This is a genomic window from Limnothrix sp. CMB-01 (assembly GCF_055193175.1).
Window position 1 is genome coordinate 1,590,425 of record NZ_CM143720.1, and the last position, 21,713, is coordinate 1,612,137.

20 protein-coding genes are annotated in these 21,713 nt (G+C 54.9%); 11 read left to right on the top strand and 9 right to left on the bottom strand.

The features are described 5' to 3' along the window. Positions 1-67: 67 nt before the first annotated feature. From msrP to ACZA91_RS06675, 5 genes are all read right to left on the bottom strand, one after another. A complete protein-coding gene (msrP, locus tag ACZA91_RS06655) occupies positions 68-1,066 on the bottom strand; it encodes a protein-methionine-sulfoxide reductase catalytic subunit MsrP (RefSeq protein ID WP_190353661.1) in 999 nt (332 codons plus the stop codon). Between the two features lie 201 nt (positions 1,067-1,267). Next, positions 1,268-1,825 carry a GNAT family N-acetyltransferase gene (locus ACZA91_RS06660; protein ID WP_463185463.1) on the bottom strand — a complete coding sequence of 186 codons (558 nt, stop codon included), beginning with the start codon at positions 1,823-1,825 and terminating at the stop codon, positions 1,268-1,270. Between the two features lie 148 nt (positions 1,826-1,973). Continuing rightward, positions 1,974-2,954, bottom strand: a complete 981-nt coding sequence (locus ACZA91_RS06665) for an NAD(P)-dependent alcohol dehydrogenase (protein WP_463185466.1) — start codon at positions 2,952-2,954, stop codon at positions 1,974-1,976. 309 nt (positions 2,955-3,263) lie between these two features. Next, positions 3,264-3,746, bottom strand: coding sequence for a hypothetical protein (locus ACZA91_RS06670; protein WP_463185467.1), 483 nt, complete (start codon positions 3,744-3,746; stop codon positions 3,264-3,266). Between the two features lie 399 nt (positions 3,747-4,145). Next, positions 4,146-4,496, bottom strand: a complete 351-nt coding sequence (locus tag ACZA91_RS06675) for a 2Fe-2S iron-sulfur cluster-binding protein (protein WP_463185471.1) — start codon at positions 4,494-4,496, stop codon at positions 4,146-4,148. Between the two features lie 470 nt (positions 4,497-4,966). Here ACZA91_RS06675 and ACZA91_RS06680 point away from each other — a divergent pair, with 470 nt between their 5' ends. Then, the gene (locus tag ACZA91_RS06680; protein ID WP_099532267.1) at positions 4,967-6,184 is read left to right on the top strand and encodes an ABC transporter permease; all 1,218 of its coding nucleotides are present in this window, start codon (positions 4,967-4,969) and stop codon (positions 6,182-6,184) included. Positions 6,185-6,198: 14 nt separating this feature from the next. Beyond that, positions 6,199-7,320, top strand: coding sequence for a glycosyltransferase family 2 protein (locus tag ACZA91_RS06685; RefSeq protein WP_463185477.1), 1,122 nt, complete (start codon positions 6,199-6,201; stop codon positions 7,318-7,320). A 346-nt stretch (positions 7,321-7,666) separates the two neighbouring features. On the opposite strand, the gene ACZA91_RS06690 is transcribed toward ACZA91_RS06685, so the two are convergent. Further along, positions 7,667-7,987, bottom strand: a complete 321-nt coding sequence (locus ACZA91_RS06690) for a hypothetical protein (protein WP_463185482.1) — start codon at positions 7,985-7,987, stop codon at positions 7,667-7,669. On the opposite strand from ACZA91_RS06690, the gene ACZA91_RS06695 reads away from it, so the two are divergent. The 5 genes from ACZA91_RS06695 to ACZA91_RS06715 all read left to right on the top strand — a co-directional run bounded on the left by ACZA91_RS06695 (position 7,980) and on the right by ACZA91_RS06715 (position 15,367). Next, positions 7,980-9,026 carry a Calx-beta domain-containing protein gene (locus ACZA91_RS06695; RefSeq protein ID WP_463185486.1) on the top strand — a complete coding sequence of 349 codons (1,047 nt, stop codon included), beginning with the start codon at positions 7,980-7,982 and terminating at the stop codon, positions 9,024-9,026. The two genes, ACZA91_RS06690 and ACZA91_RS06695, sit on opposite strands and share 8 nt — an antisense overlap. A gap of 575 nt (positions 9,027-9,601) precedes the next feature. After that, positions 9,602-11,926, top strand: coding sequence for a Calx-beta domain-containing protein (locus ACZA91_RS06700; protein WP_463185490.1), 2,325 nt, complete (start codon positions 9,602-9,604; stop codon positions 11,924-11,926). 44 nt (positions 11,927-11,970) lie between these two features. Continuing rightward, on the top strand, positions 11,971-13,227 hold the full coding sequence (locus ACZA91_RS06705) for a hypothetical protein (RefSeq protein WP_463185493.1): 1,257 nt from the start codon (positions 11,971-11,973) through the stop codon (positions 13,225-13,227). Positions 13,228-13,305: 78 nt separating this feature from the next. Next, complete coding sequence (locus ACZA91_RS06710) at positions 13,306-14,817, top strand: cobyric acid synthase (protein ID WP_463185496.1); 1,512 nt, start codon at positions 13,306-13,308, stop codon at positions 14,815-14,817. Positions 14,818-14,821: 4 nt separating this feature from the next. After that, positions 14,822-15,367 (top strand): hypothetical protein, encoded by a 546-nt coding sequence (locus tag ACZA91_RS06715; RefSeq protein ID WP_463185500.1) that lies wholly within the window; start codon positions 14,822-14,824, stop codon positions 15,365-15,367. A gap of 57 nt (positions 15,368-15,424) precedes the next feature. On the opposite strand, the gene ACZA91_RS06720 is transcribed toward ACZA91_RS06715, so the two are convergent. Together ACZA91_RS06720 and ACZA91_RS06725 are read right to left on the bottom strand one after the other, a co-directional pair. Continuing rightward, on the bottom strand, positions 15,425-16,327 hold the full coding sequence (locus tag ACZA91_RS06720) for a metal ABC transporter permease (RefSeq protein ID WP_463186399.1): 903 nt from the start codon (positions 16,325-16,327) through the stop codon (positions 15,425-15,427). A gap of 63 nt (positions 16,328-16,390) precedes the next feature. After that, positions 16,391-17,140 (bottom strand): metal ABC transporter ATP-binding protein, encoded by a 750-nt coding sequence (locus tag ACZA91_RS06725; protein WP_463186400.1) that lies wholly within the window; start codon positions 17,138-17,140, stop codon positions 16,391-16,393. A gap of 468 nt (positions 17,141-17,608) precedes the next feature. Here ACZA91_RS06725 and rseP point away from each other — a divergent pair, with 468 nt between their 5' ends. Further along, positions 17,609-18,709, top strand: a complete 1,101-nt coding sequence (rseP, locus tag ACZA91_RS06730) for an RIP metalloprotease RseP (RefSeq protein ID WP_099535491.1) — start codon at positions 17,609-17,611, stop codon at positions 18,707-18,709. A 219-nt stretch (positions 18,710-18,928) separates the two neighbouring features. On the opposite strand, the gene ACZA91_RS06735 is transcribed toward rseP, so the two are convergent. Further along, positions 18,929-19,222 (bottom strand): 2Fe-2S iron-sulfur cluster-binding protein, encoded by a 294-nt coding sequence (locus ACZA91_RS06735; RefSeq protein ID WP_099535489.1) that lies wholly within the window; start codon positions 19,220-19,222, stop codon positions 18,929-18,931. 38 nt (positions 19,223-19,260) lie between these two features. Here ACZA91_RS06735 and ACZA91_RS06740 point away from each other — a divergent pair, with 38 nt between their 5' ends. The 3 genes from ACZA91_RS06740 to ACZA91_RS06750 all read left to right on the top strand — a co-directional run bounded on the left by ACZA91_RS06740 (position 19,261) and on the right by ACZA91_RS06750 (position 21,638). Next, positions 19,261-19,401: a hypothetical protein gene (locus tag ACZA91_RS06740; RefSeq protein WP_190530831.1), complete on the top strand. Its 141-nt coding sequence runs from the start codon at positions 19,261-19,263 to the stop codon at positions 19,399-19,401. A gap of 456 nt (positions 19,402-19,857) precedes the next feature. Next, the gene (locus ACZA91_RS06745) at positions 19,858-20,853 is read left to right on the top strand and encodes a Gfo/Idh/MocA family protein (protein ID WP_190353528.1); all 996 of its coding nucleotides are present in this window, start codon (positions 19,858-19,860) and stop codon (positions 20,851-20,853) included. 191 nt (positions 20,854-21,044) lie between these two features. Next, positions 21,045-21,638 carry a CatB-related O-acetyltransferase gene (locus tag ACZA91_RS06750; protein WP_463186401.1) on the top strand — a complete coding sequence of 198 codons (594 nt, stop codon included), beginning with the start codon at positions 21,045-21,047 and terminating at the stop codon, positions 21,636-21,638. The last annotated feature ends 75 nt before the right edge of the window (positions 21,639-21,713 follow it).

The window sequence follows — 21,713 nt, forward strand, 5'->3', positions numbered from 1 at the left end:
TGTGGCTTGTGGAGAATTCAGCGGTCGAGGCGATCGTTACAGCTTGATGATCATTGCAATAATTAACCTACGCATAAAGACCAGAAACCCATTGTCCATAGCCGTTGTAGGGACGGGTGGGAACCGTTTTCCAGGCGAGCGGCGGGCCCGATCCCAATAACCGCTCCGTGGCCTGCGACCAGCGGGGATGGGGAACCAGGGGATCCACATTGGCCTCAAAGCCGTATTCATCAGGAGCCAGAGTGTTCCAAAAGGTCAGGGGCTGCCGGGGCAAAAACTCAATTTTGACGATCGACTTAGCCCCTTTAAAGCCATATTTCCAAGGCAGGACAGCCCGAATCGGTGCGCCGTGCTGCTTCGGCAAAATTTGCCCATAGTTACCCACCGCAAAAAAGGCGAGGTCGTTAGCCATTTCCGCCAGCGTGAGGCCTTCGGTGTAGGGCCAAGGGAGGTCGCGATAGGCCCAGGCCGGCCCGATCGCGATGTCTTTGTTGTAGTAGGAGGTGAAGCGGACAAATTTGGCATCGGGCAAAGGATCGACGGCTTCGATCAGTTTGCGCATCGGAAACCCGAGCCAAGGCACAACCATCGCCCAAGCTTCGACGCAGCGAAACCGATAGATGCGTTCTTCAATCTCAAAGGCTTTGATTAAATCCTCGATCGCCCAAGTTTTAGGCTGCTTGACCAATCCAGACACTTCCACGGTCCAGGGATTGGTAGGCAACCGTTGGGCCCGCTGGGCAATGTCCTTTGTGCCACCAAATTCATAGAAGTTGTTGTAGCGGCCGGCCAAGTCTTGGGGCGTGACGGCTCGCTGCGGATCGGCAAATTGGGAATTGCGCTGCACCCCAACGAAGGGCGATCGCATGGTGGTGGGGCCGGGGGGTGGGGCCGCTTCCAGCTCGCCAGTCGGTGTGTTTTGGCAACCCGTCAGCGACAGAACACCACCGGCAATGCTGAACCCGGCGAGGGATTGCAAAAATCGGCGGCGATTGAGAAACAGGGCTGGATCCGTTGCTTCGCGATCGCGCAATTGCCAGTCGGGGCGCAGATTAAAGAAGGTCATGGGATAGACAGGGCGGGCAGTCAGCGCGGTGAGTCGAGCACAGTCGATCGGGTGCGATCGCTAGGATTACAGCTTTTCAGGAGAACACCTAAGCCAAAATTATATTCTCCCTCAAGAACACTCAGAACTTTTTTTAGTCTAACGCTGATTTAACCTGCAATTTTGTTCCAAAATCATCAAATTAAAGTCAATGTTGGGCGGCTATTTCTTCTCCATATCGATGTCTTTCGTTGAATCCCATTCTTTTCTTAAGATTGCAAATTGCATTGTATTCTCGTATCTCGGCGTTCCGTCATCATTATTGATGAACGTGATGAATTCCTTGAAACATCCTTCCTTTCTCATGCCTAGGCGTTCACAGACCTTCTGAGAGCGAATATTATCTTCTTCCACATAAGCGTAAATTCTTCTTGCACCTCTATCCTTAAAAAGATAGTCTAGCAGCGCCTTAGCGCTCTCAAGAGCATATCCTTTTCCCTGATAGTCCGCGTTAAAATTCCAACCCACACTGTAAGTGTCTGGCTCCTCTTTCTGGAGAAATAGGTCTCCGATCAGTTCATCAGTTTCTTTCAGGCAGACAGCAATGAACTTATCAGTTCTCTGTCGTTCCTCCACAACCTTCATTGCTTGATCCATTGTCTCAATTCTGTCTGAAGCGAAGCAATTCACTTGCTTTCTCGACAGGTAGCGGAACAATCCCTCGGCATCTCTCTCTGAGAACGACCTCAACACAAGCCTATCTGTCAACTTTGGTTGCACCAAGTTCTCCCAAAATATAAAAAGCTTCCAGTGCGACAATTGATGACTATCTTCACAGATTCTTGTTCGCCCAACGGTTGCGCTCACCAAGCACAAACAGGTTTTGCAAATCAATAGACCCGATTAAACATTCTGGTACAGCATGTTGTTAGGTTTTGCTGCTTTGCGCCACAGTAATGACAACATTCCCTTTCTTATGTCCTTGTTCAACATACCTGTGAGCTTCGGCGGTCTGTTCCAGTGAATAACGCCTGTCGATGACCGATTTCATCCTGCCCATTTCAATTAACTCTTTCAGGAAAATTAGATCTGCTTTACGCTCGATCGCTACCCCACCTATGACTTTTTTGCTGCCGGTAATTGAAGTCCACATCCCTCGGAGTATCGGCAATAGATTGATATGAACAGCTCTAAGATAGATGCCATTATTTTTTAGCGAGCTGAGACAGCCTGAAAATGGACTTTTGCCGCTTGTGTCGAAAATAATATCGTAGGTTTTACCATTTTGAGTGAAATCCTCTTTCGTATAGTCAATAACGTTGTCAGATCCGAGAGATTTCACCAGTTCTAACTTCGCTGTACTACACACTCCGGTCACTTGTGCGCCAAAGAATTTGGCAAGCTGTACGGCAGCCATCCCTACTGCTCCAGAAGCGCCATAGATCAAAACTTCCTGCCCACTCTGAATCTTTCCCTTATCTCTTAGGAAGATCAATGCAGTTGTTGCTCCAAAAGGAATAGCAGCAGTTTCCTCATAGGTCATATTGGTAGGCTTGATCGCCACCGCTCCTGCTTCAGGCAGACAAATATACTCAGCATTTGCACCGAGGCTGGTTCCTGCGCCAGCAAATACTTGGTCACCTGCTTTGAATTGTTTTACATTTTCACCAACTGCTTCAATTTCTCCGGCCAGCTCCGACCCGAGTATGGTGTTGTTTTTAGGTCTTGCGAAACCGTAGAAAAATCTTACGGGGAATGGGTCAGCCTTTCGGATGCGAATGTCTGCTGACGTTACTGTTGTTGCATAGATTTTAATTAGCACCTCGTTTGCTTTAGGAGTTGGTTTCTCTACTTCTTTAAGCTGCATAGCATCAGGAGATCCATACTTTACACATACAATTGCTTTCATGAATTTTCCTCAAAGATAGCTTTAGTTTGCCATATTTTTTATTCATTGACTTTGCGAAACCCAACGTTTCTGGTCAGCGACTTTAATCCTCGTCACGTTTCTTATAAATCAATTTTCGACAGCCTGCCGCACTAGAATTCCTAGATCATGCCGCTTCGTCAATAACTTGAGGACAATCATCTTACAGCCTTTACCTAAAATAATTGGCACGTCATATCGCACATGCCATGAAGCAACGGTTCGGTGGGCACTGCCCACCCTACAAGCGACTGTGCTTAGTAATCGAAGTAAGGGCTGTATTAGGAGGTATTACTGAAAAGCGCCCTCATTTGATTGACGAATTTTATTGATAACTTTTAAAATAGCTTCTCGGTTCTTAGCTGATTGAATCCATTTCGGCAAGCGTGAAAATAAGCTGCGATTCGACCAAAGATCATTTTCGTCGCGTTGGCTTTCTCGCAATCTTGCGCTGACAAATACTTCAATAAAATCTAAGTGTTCAAAATTGTAAGCCCAAAGCGTTTGACCGCAACAAGGTGCTTGCAACCATAAAGGGTAATGAAAATAATCATCTACTGGTGGCTCATTTTTCCAAGTTCTTGAAATTGTACTTTCAGCCCAATCCTTGTAGGAACCACAGGCTTTGCAGGAAAACCTGCGAGGAGAAAATCGGAAATTTTCAGGAGTGGTGCAACGCACAACAGCACATGAACCACAATGAGGACAGCGCACAAGAACCTGATCTTGAAATGATTGAACTGTATCTCCTGTATCCTGAAATCTTTCCATCATTTAAACTGTATCTCCTGTATCCTGAAATCTTTCCATCATTTAAGTTGAAATACTTCATTTCCTAGCCCAGAGTTTAGCGGTCTAACTCCGGCATTATGAGCGTTGTCCTATCACTGCGGAATATGCTCTCATTTACGGGACTTTGACCGCAACTCGTAGGGCATGGGTCAACGTTGCGGAGTCAGTCGTGGTGATCAGGAGATTAATACCTTCGCTGCCTACCGATCGAGTAGCGGCAAAGAAACACGCACTACAAGATCAGCGATCGCGCTGAGCGTTTTTGGAATCAGATACCGCAAGGGGCTACCTTTGCTGATGCCTTTCCAACTCACCCTCTGGGCGTTTTCGAGAAAATAAGAAACCTTGAAGAACGAGTGCAGGAACGTTCTGCGGAGCCAGCTAACGACTAGAGAGACTGGTATTACGGTTATTGCTAGGTATTGTAAAGATTGCTCCCTCTAACTGTTTTGTCAGTTTCACTTGGCAACCAAGACGAGATGTCGCAGTTACTTTAGGAGCTAAGTCAAGCATGTCATTTTCTTCGTCCGAGATTTCTCCTGTCATGGGATAGTGAATTTTGTCTACTATGACATGACAAGTTGAGCAAGCAAGTGAACCTTCGCAAGCACATTCCAAATCGTTAAGTTCACTAGGATAGGATTGTTTTAATTGCAGGAGTGATTCCCCCTCTTCTCCACTAAGTAGAAAAGTCTCTCCACCGGGCAGCACAAATTTAATGTTGACACTCATTTCTTGCCTCCTTGTTTGGATATTAATTTATAAGAGTAAGATCTTTGTCAAAAGAAGCTAGCTACTAAATCATCAGGCAAGTTGCCGCCTAACTATGTATTAGATCGCATGTACAGGATAACTCTCTTCAGCAGAGTGTTGTCAAGGATGCGCAGTCTAACTCCGGCATTATGGGCGTTGTCCTATCACTGCGGAATATGCCCTCATTTACGGAACTTTGACCGCAACTCGTAGGGCGTGGGTCAATGTTGCGGAGTCAGTCGTGGTAATCAAGAGATTAATACCTTCGCTGCCTACCGATCGCCCAACAGCAACAGTCATTTGACCTGACCGATCGAACTAAAACAGCCACGCTACTAAACTCAGCGATCGCCGCAGGGTTTTGGGAGTTCGCTAGGATTAACTCTGAAAGCAAAGTCCAAAGCAAATTCCAGTCCCCTCATTGATCGCCCGGACGATCGCCCTTACCGATGAACCTCTGGGAAAGCCTCAAAATGGCGATCGCCACCTTGGCCGCCAACAAATTGCGCAGCAGCCTCACCATGCTGGGGATTGTGATTGGTAATGCTTCGGTGATTGCCACGATCGGGGTGGGCGAGGGGGCCCAACGGTTTGTGACCGCCGAGGTGCAATCCTTGGGCCCCAATACCTTGTTTATTCGCCCCGGCAGCCCGGAGGCCGATCGCCGGCCCCTTTGGCCCCCACAAACCCTGGTGCTGGAAGATGCGGAGGCCATTTCTACAGAAGTGCCCACCGTGGTGGCCGTGGCTCCGGAGCTGACCGGGAACGAGGTGGTGAGCTACCGGGGCCGCAACGCCAGCGTCACCGTCATTGGCACCACGCCGGACTATACCGAAGTGCGAGATTTCCAGGTCGATCGGGGCCGGTTCATCTCCAAGCTCGATGGCCAACGGGTGCAGCGGGTGGTGGTGCTGGGGTCTGAGGTGGCGCGGCAATTGTTCAACGGCCAAGACCCGATCGGGCAGTCTGTGCGCATTCGCAACCTGCGGGCAGAGGTGATTGGGGTGATGCAGCCCAAGGGATCCAGCTTCGGCATGGATATGGACATGACCGTGTTTTTGCCGCTGCGCACCATGGCGAACCGGTTGGTGGGTCGTCGATCGCCCTATGGAACCAGTGTTAGTTATATTTCCCTGTCGGCGCGGGATGAAACGGTGATGCGGGCCGCCCAATTCCAGATTGAAAACCTGCTGCGCCGACGACACAAAATTGTGGGCGAGGATGATTTCACCGTTCGTAACCAGCAGGATTTGCAAAACACCCTGGGGGCGATCACCGGCACGTTGCAGGTGATGTTGGTGGCGATCGCCAGTATTTCCCTGCTGGTGGGTGGCATTGGCATCACAAACATCATGCTGGTGTCGGTGGCGGAACGCACCCAAGAAATTGGGCTGCGCAAGGCGATCGGGGCTTCCCAACGGGATATTTTGATGCAGTTTGTGATTGAAGCGACGATTTTGGCTAGTTTGGGTGGGGCGATCGGCACGGCCGTTGGCGTGGGCGGCTTGGCCTTGGTGAGCGCGGCCACGGACTTGGAAGCGGCCCCCTCCAGCACCGCGATCGGGGTGGCTGTGGGTGTCTCGGGCGGGATTGGTCTCTTTTTTGGCGTAATTCCAGCCCAACAGGCGGCCAAGCTGGATCCGATCGTGGCCCTTCGCAGCGCTTAGGCAGCACCTAGATCATGGCCACGGAAGCCACCGAACCCGAAACCAGCAGCACCGAAACCAGCAGCACCAAGGACAACAGCACCGAGGACAACCACCGGCCGCGGGTGTCGATCGTGCTGCCGGTGTTCAATGGGGCAGACACCCTGGCGGATACGGTGGCCTCGATTTTGGCCCAAACGGAACCCGATTGGGAACTGTTGATTATTGACGACGGTAGCCACGATCGCTCCCGGGCCTTGGCTGAGTCGATGGCGGCCGCCGATGGCCGGATTCGGGTTTATGCCTTTGCCAACGGGGGACAGGCGATCGCCCGGAATCGTGGGATCGATCGGGCGCAGGGGAACTGGATTGGGTTCATCGATGCGGACGATCGCTGGCATCCCGACAAGTTGCGGGCCCAACTGGCGGCCCTGGCGGCTAACCCCGCCGCCGGTTGGGTTTACAGTTGGACTCAACTCACCGATGATTCGGGCCGGGCGATCGGGCAGCCGGTCACCAGCCCCTTCAGCGGTTGGATCTATGGGCCCCTGTTGGTCACGGATTTTGTTTCCAGCGGGTCTAATGTGCTGGTGAGTCGATCGGCCTTGAACCAAGTGGGCGGTTTTCAGCCAGACTTGGTTCCCTCAGAAGATTGGGATTTGTGGCTGCGATTGGCTTGGCAGTTTCCAGCGGCCCAAGTACCCGAATGCCATGTGTTCTATCGCCAACGGCCCACCTCCTCATCGGAAAACGTGTGGCGACAGGAGCGCGTCAGTCGGCAAATTTTGCAAACGGCGATCGCCCGATCGCCCAACCAACTCACCCCCCATCGGGCAATCATTTGGGGCAACCGCTACAAATATCTGCTCTTTAAGGCGTTGGACGGCCCCGCCCAGCCGCGCCGCGCCAAAACCGCCGCCCGCTTTGCCTGGCAAGTGTTGCAGTGCCATCGTGGGGTCTTGAAGCAATGGCCCTTGGTGGCGCAAATCTTGCTCAAAATGGGGCTGATGGGGCTACCGGGGACGATCGGGCAAAGGGCGATCGAGCAACTAGGGCTACAGCGCATTCAGGATCGAATCTTGGCCCTGACCCTCGTGCCCCGCTTTCAGGAGCCAATTCATTGCCAGCTCGATCAGCTCGATCGCCCCAAAGGCTGATCGCTCCTTGGCGTTTGTCTATCCGGCTATCAATACCCCTTCCGTAAGTCAAAGCAACCGATTTGACGCACCGTGAGTAAAAAATTTGACTCCTGACTTTGCCCGAGGTTAATGCTAGGTGGGAGTATTTCGCCAAAGTGCCCATTGCTTCAATTTTTTCCAATTGAAGCCAACAATCTAATCTGACTCCAAGATCTCAAAACCCACCTAGGCCACCGATCGAATCGAATTGAATTCACGGAACTTTTTCTGATTAGGCATTTTATTTTTCATAATCCATTCTCGTCAGAACATAAGCTTCTTTAATTGAAAAGCGTTTCCATGAGTGCGCTTTGGCACTTTGCCTTTACAAAATAAAACTATCTTTTAGATCCGGTTTCAATTCTAAATTTCTGAAGAAAAAATTATATTCCCTAAAAATCAGCCACGACTGACGGAGTTTTCCCATGAACTTTAACGAGTTTGGTGTGGCAAATTTTGCTTGTCGAGAATCAAATCCTGGGGCGCAAACGTTTGAAATCAGCCGCTCCTCGAACCCAAGTTTCCCAAAATTCAGCTTCTGGCACTTGGCATCCAACAATTTCCCAGTCAACCAAGTTTCTAGAAGTGAAAACCCTGTTTCCGAAACGGTTTCAGCAGCGGCTTCAACAGCAGATTTCTTGCTCAATGCGGCAGCGAGCCATTTAGTCGCCAATTCTGCAATTCTGGCCACCACGCCCGTCTCCCCATCCAACGGTGAATTAATCCCCCCGATCGCCCCAGGAACCAAGGAACGCCGCAGCGCCAATGATGGTTTTTATCGTGTGGAGCTAACCACCGAAAACGCCGATTTGGTTCTTGGGGGGATTGGCCGGGACTGGATTCAAGGCTGGGGTGGTGATGACGAATTACACGGCTTGGATGGGGACGATCGCCTGTTGGGCAACCAAGGCCGTGATCAGCTATGGGGCGATGATGGCCATGATTGGATCCAAGGGGGACAAGGGGCAGATAGCCTGTGGGGCGGCAGCGGCAACGATCAGTTACTGGGGGATTTGGGAGACGATTGGCTCGCGGGCGAATTGGGTCTTGATACGATGACTGGTGGCTTGGGGGCCGATCGCTTTTTGATTGGGATGGCGACGGATGGGGGCACGATCGACCAAGCGGATTTGATTTTGGATTTCCGAACCAGCGAGGCAGATCAGTTGGTGCTGCCCAGCGGTCAACGGTTTGAAGATTTGGACTTCATCGCCGGAACAGGAAACAACAGTGGCGATACGATCGTGCGCGATCGGGCGACGGGCCGAAACTGGGTGATCCTGAAAGGAATCAGCCCCAGCAGCTTCAACGCTAGCAATGTGGTGTCCCAAGATAGCTTGGCCCCGACCCCGGCCGTGATTCGGTTCAGCAAGGGTAATTTTCTGGGCGTTGAGCTGGACGGCAAGGCGACCATTACCCTAGAGCGATCGGTGAACACGGCAACGGACGTGAGCGTGAGCTTCAGCACCAGCGGCGGCACGGCCACCCCCAACCAAGACTTCACTCCCATCACCGGCTCGATCGCCTTTGGGGCCGACGAAACCCGCAAAACAATCACCATCCCATTAACAGACGATCGGCGCACGGAACCCAACGAAACCGTGATGCTGCTGCTGTCCAATCCCGTTGGAGCTGAGCTGGATTTGGCAACCGCTACCCTCACCATCAGTGATCATGGTCTTTGAGCAGCGTTGAAGTGGGCCGAGTAGTTGCCCATCGTCCATTTCGCATTTGAATCCAGAGCGATCGGGCATGTCGATCGGCGTGCCCCTGCTCCATTAGCATTGGTCAAAAATTGATTGATCAGAAAATTGATTGATCAGAAATGGGTCAACGATGCCTCAAAAACATCTCGAACAAGCGATAGAATTTCGACCCCTTTTCATTGTTGATCGATGAAATTGCTGATGAAATTTGCAAATAGCCATTTTGGCTTTTTAGACATCTTGATTAAATTCCCTTTTGCATTATTTCTACAGCTCCTCTGATTCCCAAAAGACCCATCCAATTCAGTTTCAGAGCGCAATTCCGGTTTCTCAGGAAAACTTTCGAAAAGAAACGTTAGGGTCTGTCATCAAATCCTCGCAATCTTGATCCTGTCCTGATCCGAGGGCAGGAGGCCAAGAACTGGAGCCTTCGTGAAAAACCGGTTTCAGCGGTCAGGGCCCACGGTCGATCGCACCGGCATCAGGGATTCAGTGAATGCGATGACAGCTCCTACCCTTCCCTGCGAATCAGTTTTGCTAGACGGAGCCGATCTATGGATTTCACCGGTTTTGAGGTGGCGAGTTTTGCCTATCGTGAAGCGGATTATTTAGCCCGAAATCCCGATGTGAACCTTGCGGTAAGCGGTAATTTGCTGCGATCGGGCTTTGCACATTTTTCACAGCATGGTTTCAGCGAAGGCCGCAGCCCCAGCGGCGATTATGAAATTTTGCAAGCGGTGTTGCCGCTTTACAACGAAGCAAACTATTTAGCCCAAAATCCCGATGTGCAAGGGGCGATCGGGCGGGGTCAGCTCACTTCGGGTCTGGAACATTTTGCGCGATCGGGATTTCGGGAACGGCGCGAACCGGGCGGCGGGTTCAACCGCTTCAACTTTGGCAGCGAGTCCGCCGATTCGCTCACGGGGGGCGCTGGTCGCGATTTGCTGTTGGGTTGGAGTGGTGATGATCAAATCCAGGGGCTAGCGGGCGATGACCAATTGGCTGGCAACCGTGGCCGCGATTTGATCTTTGGCAATGAGGGCAACGATCGACTGCGCGGCGGCAAGGAAGCCGATACCCTCTGGGGCGGTGCGGGTGATGATCAACTGCTGGGCGACCTGGGTGATGATCTGCTGTCGGGGGATTTGGGAGCCGACACCCTGGCCGGTGGCGCTGGGGCTGATCTGTTTTTGATCAGTGCGGTGGCGGGTGGCAGCTCGATCGCCTCGGCCGATGTGATTTTGGATTTTTTGCAGGAAGGAGCCGATCGGCTGGTCGTGCCCAGCGGTCAACGGTTTGAAGATTTGGACTTCACGGCCGGCATCGGCGTTAACAGCGGCGACACGATCGTCCGCGATCGGGCGACGGGCCGCTATCTGGCCGTTCTCAAGGGCATCAACCCCAATAGCTTCAGCGCCAGCAACGTGATTTCCCAAGAAAGCCTGAACGCCAACACCGCGATCCTGCGCTTCCTGGGCAGCGGCTTTGTGGGCAACGAGCAAGATCGCAGCGCCGTGATTACCATTGAGCGTTCCGGCAACCTGCAACCCGCCGCCCAGGCCACCTTCAGCACCGGTAGCGGCACGGCCACCCCCAACCAAGACTTCACCCCCGTGAACAGCGCGATCGCCTTTGCTCCCGGCGAAACCCGCAAAACCATCTCAATTCCCCTAACAGACGATCGCCTCACGGAAACCGATGAAACCGTGGCCCTGCTGTTGTCGAATCCCGTGGGGGCCCAGCTCGATCGAGCCACCGCCACCCTCATCATCCGCGACGGCAGCGGCGGCGGCAGCAGCACGACCCCCACCGGCCCCACCGTTTCCCTGGATGGCAACAGCTACAGCATCAACGAAACCGGCGGCTCCCTGGCCATTCCCGTGCGACGGACTGGCGACCTGTCCCAACCCCTGTCGGTGACCTACGCCACCAGCAACGGAACCGCCCTGGCCGGCCTCGACTACAGCACCATCAATGGCCAGCTCACCTTCGCCGCCGGCCAGAGCGTCGCCAGCCTCACGATCCCAATCCTGAGCGACAGCCTGGCCGAGCCAACGGAAACTTTCCAACTCAACCTCAGCAATCCCACGGGCGGACAACTGGGTAGCATCAACGCCGCCACCATCAGCATCATCGACAGCGCCGCCAGCGGCTCCAGCGCGACCACAACACCCACCAGCGGCCCGGTGCAATCCTCCGTGGCCAGCGCCGTTGCCTTCAGCCCCAGTGATTCGGAAGCCGCGATCGCCGCCAAAAATGGCCCCAAAATTACCCTCGGCAACACCAACATCTACATCGGCTATCAACAGGTGTCGGCCCTCAATCAGGATCCGATCTTGGTCAGCTTCACCAACGGCGTGCGCAATTGGGTACGCACCGACTACGAAACCACCGCCGATGATGGAACAGGCACGGGCTTGGCTTGGGATGGCTCCAATCTTTATGCCGTCTTCACCTCCACCGGCAACCAACCGGGGAATAACCTCAGTCGCTTCACGGGCAGTGGCTGGCTCACGGGCTACACAGACGGCAGCCCCAGCGGCGGCGGCGGCGGCAAAGTGGGGATTTTGGCCAAGGTTGACCCCACCACAGGCAACATCCAAAACGCCACTTACCTGACAGCTCGCAATGACAAGGGAACCGCCCCCCTCGGTGACGACACCACCAACTCCCTGTTTGTGCGGGGCCTCAGTTTCACGGGCGGCAATGTGCTGGTGCAAGCGGATTCGGCCTATGCGCCGCGCCGTCCCGACAAAACAGCCATGACCCAAAGTGTTGGCAATGGTGCGCTGCCCGCCAGCACGGGCTACAACTACGAAGTGGTACTCTCAGCCAATTTGGGATCTGCCCTGTCCACGCGGGCCAAAGATTTCATTTGAGGCCTAGGATGCCAGGGCCCGCTCACGATCGTCTGGAGTTCTTGATGGCATCTACTGATTTTGAGGGAGGAAGCTTGGCCAATTCGGCAACGGCTGTTCTGGGCCAAGGCATTGAGCCACGTTGGACGATGGGTTCCAGTTGGGTTGCATCCTACTTTCCGCCCACCCATGCTCACAATTCCGGAGGCGGCTTCAGCACCCATCACGCGATCGAGACCCAAGATTCTGAGATCAAAAACATTGATCACGTTTCCGAATTTCTCAGTACAAAGCAGCTTCTTTCTGGAGTTGATTGGCCTGAACGTTCTTCGGTTGATGCTGGAGTGAATGATCAGGTTAATTTGGGTCAGATCAGTTTGGGTCAGATCAGTTTGGGTCAGATCAGTGATGATTTTTGGTTGAATTCCTGGGGACAAAATCGCAACCTGAGGCGCGGTGGAACGGGTGGCGATTTCAATCAGGATTGGGATCATTTTGGTCGTCTTGATCGTCGATCGGGAACCGATGCCCCCGATCGCCCGCTGGATCCCCTGACCGGAACACCTCAGGAGGAGGCCGCCGCGATCGCCCCAGACCTGCCCCGATCGGTCAATGTGCCTCGCAACGGTGTGCAATCTTCGGTGAAAAACGCCGTTACCTTCGGGATCAACGACTCGGAAGCCGCGATCGCCGCGAAAAACGGCCCCAAAGTCACGATTGGGACCACAACCGTCTATATCGGCTATCGCCAAGTGACCTCCGCCAACAAGGATCCGATCCTGGTGAGCTTTAACAACGGGGTCAGACGATGGGTGCGCACGGACTACGAAACCACCAACGATGACGGCACGGGCACGGGCTTGGCTTGGGATGGTTCCAACCTCTACGCCGTCTTTACCTCCACGGGCACTCAGCCGGGCAATGGCTACAGCCGATTCACGGGCAGTGGTTGGCTGCGCGGCTACACGGATGGCAGTCCCGGCGGTGGCGGTGGCAGCCGGGTCAGCATTCTGGCCAAGGTTGACCTGGCCACGGGCAACATCCAAAACGCCACCTACCTGACGGCTCGCAACGATCGGCGCACGGTCAGTGTTGCGGACGATCGGACCAATTCCTTAACGGTCAAGGGGTTGCGGTTCTCGGGTGGGACTGTGATTGTTCAGGCCGATTCCACCTATGCCCCTCGTCGGCCCGACAAAACCTCTATGACCCAACGGGTGGGCGGTGGCGCATTATCGGCCAACAGCAGCTACAACTACGAGGTGGTGTTGGCGGGCAATTTGGGATCTGCCCTTTCAACCAAGGCGAAGGATTTTGTTTAATCGCCAATCCAGCGCTAGAGTGCTGAGGGGCAAGGGTTTTGACCTTTTCCCTCAGCATTTCGACCCGAATCAGAACCCATGAAGTCGATCGCAGTTTTAGGAACCTCCTCCAACGCGGGCAAAAGCTGGGTAACCACGGCCCTTTGCGCTTGGTTGCGGCGGCGAGGTCTGCGGGTTGCGCCGTTCAAGGCCCAAAACATGTCCAATAATTCCTTCGTGACCCTGGAAGGGGGCGAAATTGGGCGGGCCCAGGCGGCCCAGGCGGAGGCTTGCGGGTTGCGGCCCGTGGCGGAGATGAATCCCATTTTGCTGAAGCCTTCGGGCAATAGCCGATCGCAGTTGGTGCTGTTGGGCCAGGCCGGGGAACATATTGCGGCGGCGGACTACTACCAACATATCGATCGCCTGTGGGAGGTGGTGGCACAAACCCTGGCGGACTGGCGCGATCGCTGTGATGTGTTGGTGCTGGAGGGAGCGGGCAGCCCGGTGGAATTGAACTTGATGCACCGGGATTTGGTGAATTTGCGCCCGATCGAGCATCTCCAAGGGCGCTGGCTGTTGGTGGGCGACATTGAACGAGGCGGCATTTTCGCCCAAGCGGTGGGAACCTACCAACTGATGCCCCGATCGGCTCAGGCCTTGGGATTGGGCTTAGTGGTGAATAAGTTTCGGGGCGATTTGCGGCTATTTGCCGATGCCGATCGCTATTTTCAGCAGCATTTGCCCCACCTGCCCTACTTGGGAACCTTGCCCTACGCGGCGGAGTTGCAACCGGAAAGCGAAGATAGCCTCTGTCGATCGGCCGAAGAGACCCCCATGGAATGCGATCACCCTATGATTGCCTGGGTTCGGTTTCCGTTTTTGTCCAATTCCCAAGACAGCCAACCTTGGTCGATCGATCAAGGGGTGGCGGTGCGCTGGGTGACCCGGCCGGCCGAGTTGGCCACCGCCCGGGCGATCGTGTTGCCGGGCAGCAAAAACACCCTGCGGGATTTGGCTTGGCTCCAGGAAACGGGCCTGGCAGCGGCCATTCAACGGGCCGCCGCCCAGGGTGTGCCGGTGGTGGGCATTTGTGGGGGCTATCAAATGTTGGGCCGATCGCTGGTCGATCGCACCGGCATTGCGGGGGCCGCGGGCGAGATGGCGGGGTTGGGGCTGCTGCCGGTGGAAACGGATTATTTTCCACAAAAAACCGTGCGCCAAGTGACGGCCCATTGGCCCAACCAGGCCGGTGCAACCTCACAGCACGAAATTCCGCAGCTCGATCGCTGGCAAGCCTATGAAATTCACATGGGCCAAACCCGCCCGATCGCCCCTTGCGATCCATTGTTGACCCTGGGGCCGATCGAGCAACCACCGGAACCGGAAGGGGCCCGATCGGCCCAAGGCTGCGTTTGGGGAACCTATGTCCATGGTCTGTTTGAGTCGGCGGCGGTGCGCCAAGCCCTGACCCGCTTGGCCGGCATCACCACCCATCGCCCCAACCCCCAATCCTGGCAACAACATCGGCAACAGTTGTACGATCGAATGGCCGACCTTTTGGAAACATCCTTAACCCTGGATCGGCTGTGCGACTACCTGGAGGTTTGAGCCAATGGTGTTCGATCGACCGATGGTTTCTCAGTGGCAACTCGCGATCACCACCGTGATCACCAGGGGTGTAGGGGCGATCGGGCTGTTGGCCCTTGTGACCTTGGGCACGCCTACCGCCCAGGCCCAAAGTCCCGGCCTGTTGGACTGTATGCGCCGTGCGGGAAATGATCCCTATGCCCTGGCCCGTTGCCGCAACCCCAACGCCCAGGCTCCCAACCTCGAAGAACCAATTACGCCCTCGCCCGGCAGCGGCAACTCCGGCGGGCCGCCGCCCAGCCAACCCAATTCCGCCAGCGGCCCCAATAGCGGCCCTAATCGCGGCAGTGGCTCCGCCGCCACCAGCACCGGTGTTCCGGCCAGTCGCTACAACTCCGCCAATCGATCGAGGATCACGATCGACTGTATGAGTGCCTACAGCGACCAACCCAGCGCCCTCCTAACTGAATGTGGTGCTTGGGCCCCCAGACGCAACACCCCCACTCCTTCCGCAACGCCCCAATTCCCCACCTCTCCCAACCAAGGGCCACCCGCGCAAACCATTCGCTAGTTGAGGTTAATCAACAGTTCACCGAAATTCACTGAGATCGCTGGCTCAGATTGGCGGTTAGTCCAGGTCTGCGGTCGGTTTGGGAGCTGCCGATTCCGCAACCTTGCCTGATCGCGGACGGATCGCCTTGGGGCGGGGACGGGTCAAAATTCCCTGGCTCGGGCTAAACAATAGGGCCATCAAAAACAACCCAAAAATCACCAGGGCGATCGCCGCGCCCGAGGGCAAATCCCAATAGAAACTGCTGTACATGCCCCCGATCGCGGCCAATACCCCTAAGCCAGCACCCACCAACATCATCATGTGCAGCTCTTTGACCAACAAATAGGCTGTGATGGCCGGGCCCACCAGCATTGCAATCGCCATAATCACCCCCACCACCTTCAAGCTCGTCACTATCGCTAAAGTCACTCCGGCCATCAGGCCGTAGTGAATCCAAGTGGTGGGTAATCCGGCCGCTTCGGCTCCCAAGGGGTCAAAGGTATAAAACAGTAATTCTTTATAGTGCAGCTTAATTAAAACTAATAAAATCACCGCCACAATTACCCCATGGAGCAAGTCTCCTTGGGTGACATTCAAAATATCGCCAAAGAGAAATCCTTCCAAATCGAGCTGCGTTTTGAGCAGTGAAATCAGGGCGATTCCTAAGCCAAAAAAGGTGGAGAAAGTGAGGGTCATGGCCGCATCAACCCGCACCCGCGATTGCTGTCGAATCCAGGCAATGACGAAGGTGCTGCACATGCCGGAAATGAACGCCCCGATCGATAAATCAATGCGCAGCGCGTTGGCGATCGCCAAACCGGGCATCACTGCATGGGCAATCACATCACCCAGCAGAGACATTCGCAGCACAATGAGATAACTGCCCACCACGGGACAAATTACGCCCACGATCATCCCGATCGCGATCGCATTGCGCACAAACTCATACTGCAAAGGATCAAGCAACCAGTCCAAAATTAGCCCTCAGCATTCGGGTGAATCAAATTTAGACCTCCAATCAGGATAGTCTCGCGGGATTTGCTAACAGGCTAAAACCGATTCAAAGGGACTGTGGCGATCGGTCGTTTGCATATTTTCGCCATAGGCTCGCCGGATATTATCCAGGGTCATCACGGCTTGGGGCCGATCGTTCGCCAGGAGCGATCGATTCAGCAACAGCAGTCGATCGTATCGTTCCAGAGAGCTGCCCCACTCGTGAGAGCAAACTAACACCAAATGGCCTTGGGCGCGGAGTTCAGCAAACAGATTCAACAACACCAGTTCCGTTTGCTTGTCCACACCGGTAAAAGGTTCATCCAACAGAAAAAATTCTGCCTTTTGGGCCAGGGCCCGAGCCAAAAAAACCCGTTGCTGTTGCCCGCCGGAAAGGGAGCCGATCGGGCGATCGCGCAAGTCCCAAATATTCACTTGCTCCATGGCCGATCGAGCTGCGGCCCGGGCTGCTGGGCCGGGCGATCGCCACCAACCCGCCGCCTTGGCAAAGGCCATCATCACCACCCGTTGCACCGTGATCGGATAGTCCCAGTCGATTTGTGACCGTTGGGGCACGTAGGCCACACGATGGCGCAGTCGCCGCAAGGGCACACCCCGAAAGGTAATCATGCCCGATTCGATCGGCACGAGGCCCAACAGGGCCTTGATCAGGGTGCTTTTGCCCGCGCCGTTGGGGCCAATCAGCCCCACCAATTCACCGGGCGCGAGGTCAAGCGAAACATCGTCCAGAACCGAGAGTCCGCGATAGCGAACACACAGCGATCGAACTTGCAGCATGGAGGCGATGGGTTCCAACCTAAGGAAGGCCAACAAAACCGCCAGCCACCACCGCGCCTCAACAGCGCCGCACAATGGTGGTGGCTCACGGAGATGTCGGAGATTAGTTTGAGAATGGTTCTCAAAAAAATTCTAACACCCCCCTGAGTCCCCGTCGCCCCCGGAATTGCCAAGCTCGATCGATCCCTGGGCGATCGCTTGACCCTGCTGAATTACCGTCGAATTGCTGCTGAATTACCGCTGAATAACTACTGATTAGCCCCGATCGCGTCTTCTGCCGTCCCTCGGTTGGTTACCTGAGTTGGGCAATCGGAAGACCGCCAAATCGCCTAAACTGAATCTTTACTGGATTTTCTGCGCTGGGTTTTGTATGGCATCACTGCGCATTCTTCGCAGGTATTAGCCCTCATCCATTGCGTTAGCTTTCACGCATTTGCATTTTTTGCATTTCTATTGAGCAGCAAGCCTATGTCGGTATTGGTGGCGATCGGTGTATTGGCGTTGCTGGTGTTCGTTCACGAATTAGGACACTTCGCAGCGGCTCGGTTACAGGGCATTTACGCCAACAAGTTTTCCTTGGGGTTTGGGCCCGTCCTCTGGAAATATCAGGGGCCGCAAACGGAATACGCCATTCGTGCCATTCCCCTCGGGGGCTTTGTGGGCTTCCCGGATGACGACGAAGACAGCTCCATTCCTGCCGATGACCCCAACTTGATGCGCAATCGCCCGATCGCTGATCGAGCCATTGTGATTGCGGCCGGCGTGGTGGCTAATTTGATTTTCGCCTATGGAGTTTTGGCGGCTCAATATGGCTTCATGGGCGTGCCCGATGGCTTCCGCTATGAAGCAGGGGTGATTGTGCCCCAAGTGCTGGCTCCTGACAATCCGGCCGGGCGAGCCGGACTGAAGGCGGGAGACATTGTGCAGGCGATCGATGGGCAAACCCTCAGCGCCGAACAAGCAAGCGTGAAGGTGTTGATGGAGCAGATCAAGGCGAGTCCCGATCGCCCCTTGATCTTGGAAGTGCAACGGGGAGCCGATCGCCTCACCCTCCGGGTCACCCCCGAGCTGGATGAAGCGGGGCAAGGGCGCATCGGCGTGCAACTGGCCCCCAACGGCCGACCGGTTTATCGCCCCGCCCACAACCCGATCGAAGTGTTGACCCTGGCAGCCGATCGGTTCCAAAACATGGTGACCCAAACCGCTGGCGGCTTCTTGACCCTGGCGGCCAACTTCCGAGAAACTGCACCCCAAGTGTCTGGCCCCGTCAAAATCATTGAATGGGGAGCCAACATCGCCCAATCCGATGCCGGGAACCTCTTTCCCTTCATGGCGCTGATCAGCATTAACCTCGCCGTCATCAACATCTTGCCCCTGCCGGCCTTGGATGGTGGGCAGCTCTTTTTCCTGGCGATCGAGGCCCTGCGCGGCGGTCGGCCCTTGCCCCAGGAATTTCAAGAAAACGTCATGCAAACGGGTTTGGTGCTGCTGTTGGGCTTGGGCATTTTGTTAATTGTGCGCGACACCACCCAACTGGAATGGGTGCAACGGCTACTGCAACAACAATAGGCTAATAGGCTCGCCCATCAGCTTGCCAATCCAATCAGCTCGCCTAGGCAAATCAGCCAACCCAGCCCAAGGATGGGGCCCAGTCGGGCCCCAAAAGCCAAAGGCTAAAAACTCAGAAGCGAAAACTCAGAAGTGAAAACTCAGAAGTGAAAACAAAACGGGGCCAACCATCGTCGGCCCCGTTTCGTATGAGTTGGGCATTGCTACCCGAAGAAAGGCTTAGTACAGCTCTTCTTCCTTGTGGGTTTCGATCGTGCAGTCTGAAGTGGGGTAAGCAGCACAGGTCAGCACATAGCCCGCTTCGATTTGATCGTCATCCAAGAAAGACTGATCCGATTGATCCACCGAACCGGCAGTTACCTTACCAGCACAGGTCGAACAAGCGCCCGCACGGCAGGAGTAGGGCAGATCGAGGTTTGCCTCTTCAGCCGCATCGAGAATGAACTGATCGTCGGCGCAGTTGATGACCTTTTCGCCGTCGGGAGTAATGAGCGTTACCTTGAAGGTCGCCATGGTTGTGACTCTCTCTCTCGCGTAAAAACAGGGGCGGTATGGGGCTAACGCAACGGATTAACCGGGTCAATGGCGCAGCTTGCACGGGGTTGCCAACTTGCGACCATGGGATTTTGACTGCTGACACAACAGTCGCGATCGGGAGTCTCAGTCAACGCGATCGGCGGGATGCCCACTGAACCCTTAGTTACGTTTGAGGCCACCGACAACTGAAGCCATGGGGTTAAGACATGGTTCACTTCCGGCGTAGCCAACCTCGCCTTCTGATGTTACGAGAAATTTTTATTGCTACTACGGATGAGCACAGAGATCCGAGAACGTTATTCTTAATCGTTTTTCCAGATTCGATTCTAATTACTTATACTTATTGGATATTTTTGCGAGAATCGGCAGAGTTTTTGTGGGTTCTTGGCTTAGTCTAAAGTCTTGAAACCAATATTTTCAAGGCTTTCCAGGCTTATTGTTCTGAGACTGCTTCGATTTATAACCCTAGCTAAAGCTTTGTTTTAAAATAAGAAATTTTTATAAAAACACCCCGAATTGTCGGTTTTCCGGCCCTTCCGCCACCCGAAATCAGCGCTAGGAGACCGGGGCAAAAGGCTAAGATCGGGGGGCTATGTTGGTGATCTGTAGTCATGCTATTGGGTAATCCGGTGCGCGTCGGCCTGGTGGGCACGGGCTTTGTGGCAAAGTTGCGGGCAGAGGCCCTGTTGCCGGATGCACAGGGAGATTGGTTGGCGGCCAAGCTGGTGGCGGTGGCGGGTCGCACACCGGAGAAGGTGGCGGATTTTGCGGCAACTTACGGGGCGATCGCCCTGGACTCTTGGCGGGAGCTGGTCAGCCACTCGGATGTGGACTTGGTGATGGTTTGCAACACCAACGCCGAGCGAGGGGCGATCGTGCGGGCAGCCCTAGAGGCCGATCGCCATGTGGTGACGGAATATCCCCTGGCGCTGGATCCCAACGAGGCGGCGGAATTGGTGGAATTGGCCCGATCGCGCGATCGGCTGTTGCATGTGGAGCACATTGAGCTGTTGGGCGGTGTGCATCAATCGCTGCGGACTTGGCTGCCCAAAGTGGGCGAGGTGATCTCCGCTCGCTACAGCACCATCGCGCCGCAAATTCCCACCCCAGGCAAATGGACTTATAACCGATCGCTGTTTGGATTCCCGCTGGTGGGGGCCCTATCTCGGCTCCATCGTCTGGTGGATGTGTTTGAAAACGTCCGCCAGGTGGGAGCTGTGGCTCGCTACTGGCCAGCGGAGGTGGAGGATTATCACGCCTGTTGGTGCGAAGCGAGGCTGATTTTTAGCAGCGGCCCGATCGCCACGGTCACCTATGGCAAGGGCGATCGATTTCACGGTTCCCAGCGGCTGTTGGAAGTGCGCGGCAGTCAGGGCACGTTGATTTATGAGGGCGATCAGGGGCAACTAATCCAAGGCGATCAGGTGACACCGCTGGAGGTGGGCGGTCGGCGGGGGTTGTTTGCCCGCGACACCCACGCGGTCTTGGCCTACCTGCTGAATGGCACACCGCTGTATGTGCGCCCGGAAGAGAGTTTATACACCCTGCGGGTGGCGGATGCGGCGGCGCGATCGGCCAATACGGGCCGCCCGATCGACCTGCTCTAGAACTTGCTTGAAGTGAGTTCGACGAAACCGGCGACTATCAGCAATGGTCTATGTCCTCTTGTCCTGAATCTGTTAGCCCTGAATCTTTTAGCTCTGAATCTTCTCGTCCTGAATCTGTGAGTGCTGAGCCTTTTAGCCCTGAATCCTCTAATCCTGGCTCCTGTGGCCCCGATCCAGACCAGCCCTATCCCATGCCAGGCCAAGGGCGCTTGGTTTATTTGAAGCCTTTAATTAAAAATCCTCAGATCATCGTGGGTGACTATACCTACTACGATGACCCCGCTGGGCCGGAACGCTTTGAAGCCAATGTGCTCTACCACTTTGACTTCATTGGCGACAAACTGCGGATCGGCAAATTTTGTTCGATCGCCGCCGAGTGCAAATTCATCATGAACGGTGGCAACCACCGCACCGATTGGTTCACGAACTATCCCTTTCCCGTGTTTGGCAACGGTTGGGAAACCGCCATGCCCGACGACTGGCCCCACAAGGGCGACACGGTGATCGGCAATGACGTGTGGTTGGGCTATGGGGTGACGATTATGCCGGGGGTGCAAATTGGGGATGGGGCGATCGTGGCGACGGGGGCAGTGGTGACCCGATCGGTTGATCCTTACACGATCGTGGGTGGTAATCCGGCCCAACCCATTCGGAAGCGGTTTGATGAGGAGACGATCGCCGCGTTGCTAGAAATTCGCTGGTGGGATTGGGAGCTTGCCAAAATCACCCGCAATTTGCCCGCCATCTGTGGTGGCGATTTGGCAGCGCTGCGATCGGCCCAATAGCACCAGCCCAACAACCACCCTCGATCGGCTCATGGCCATGGTTATCATGGGGCGATCGCCCACACTGAAAACCAG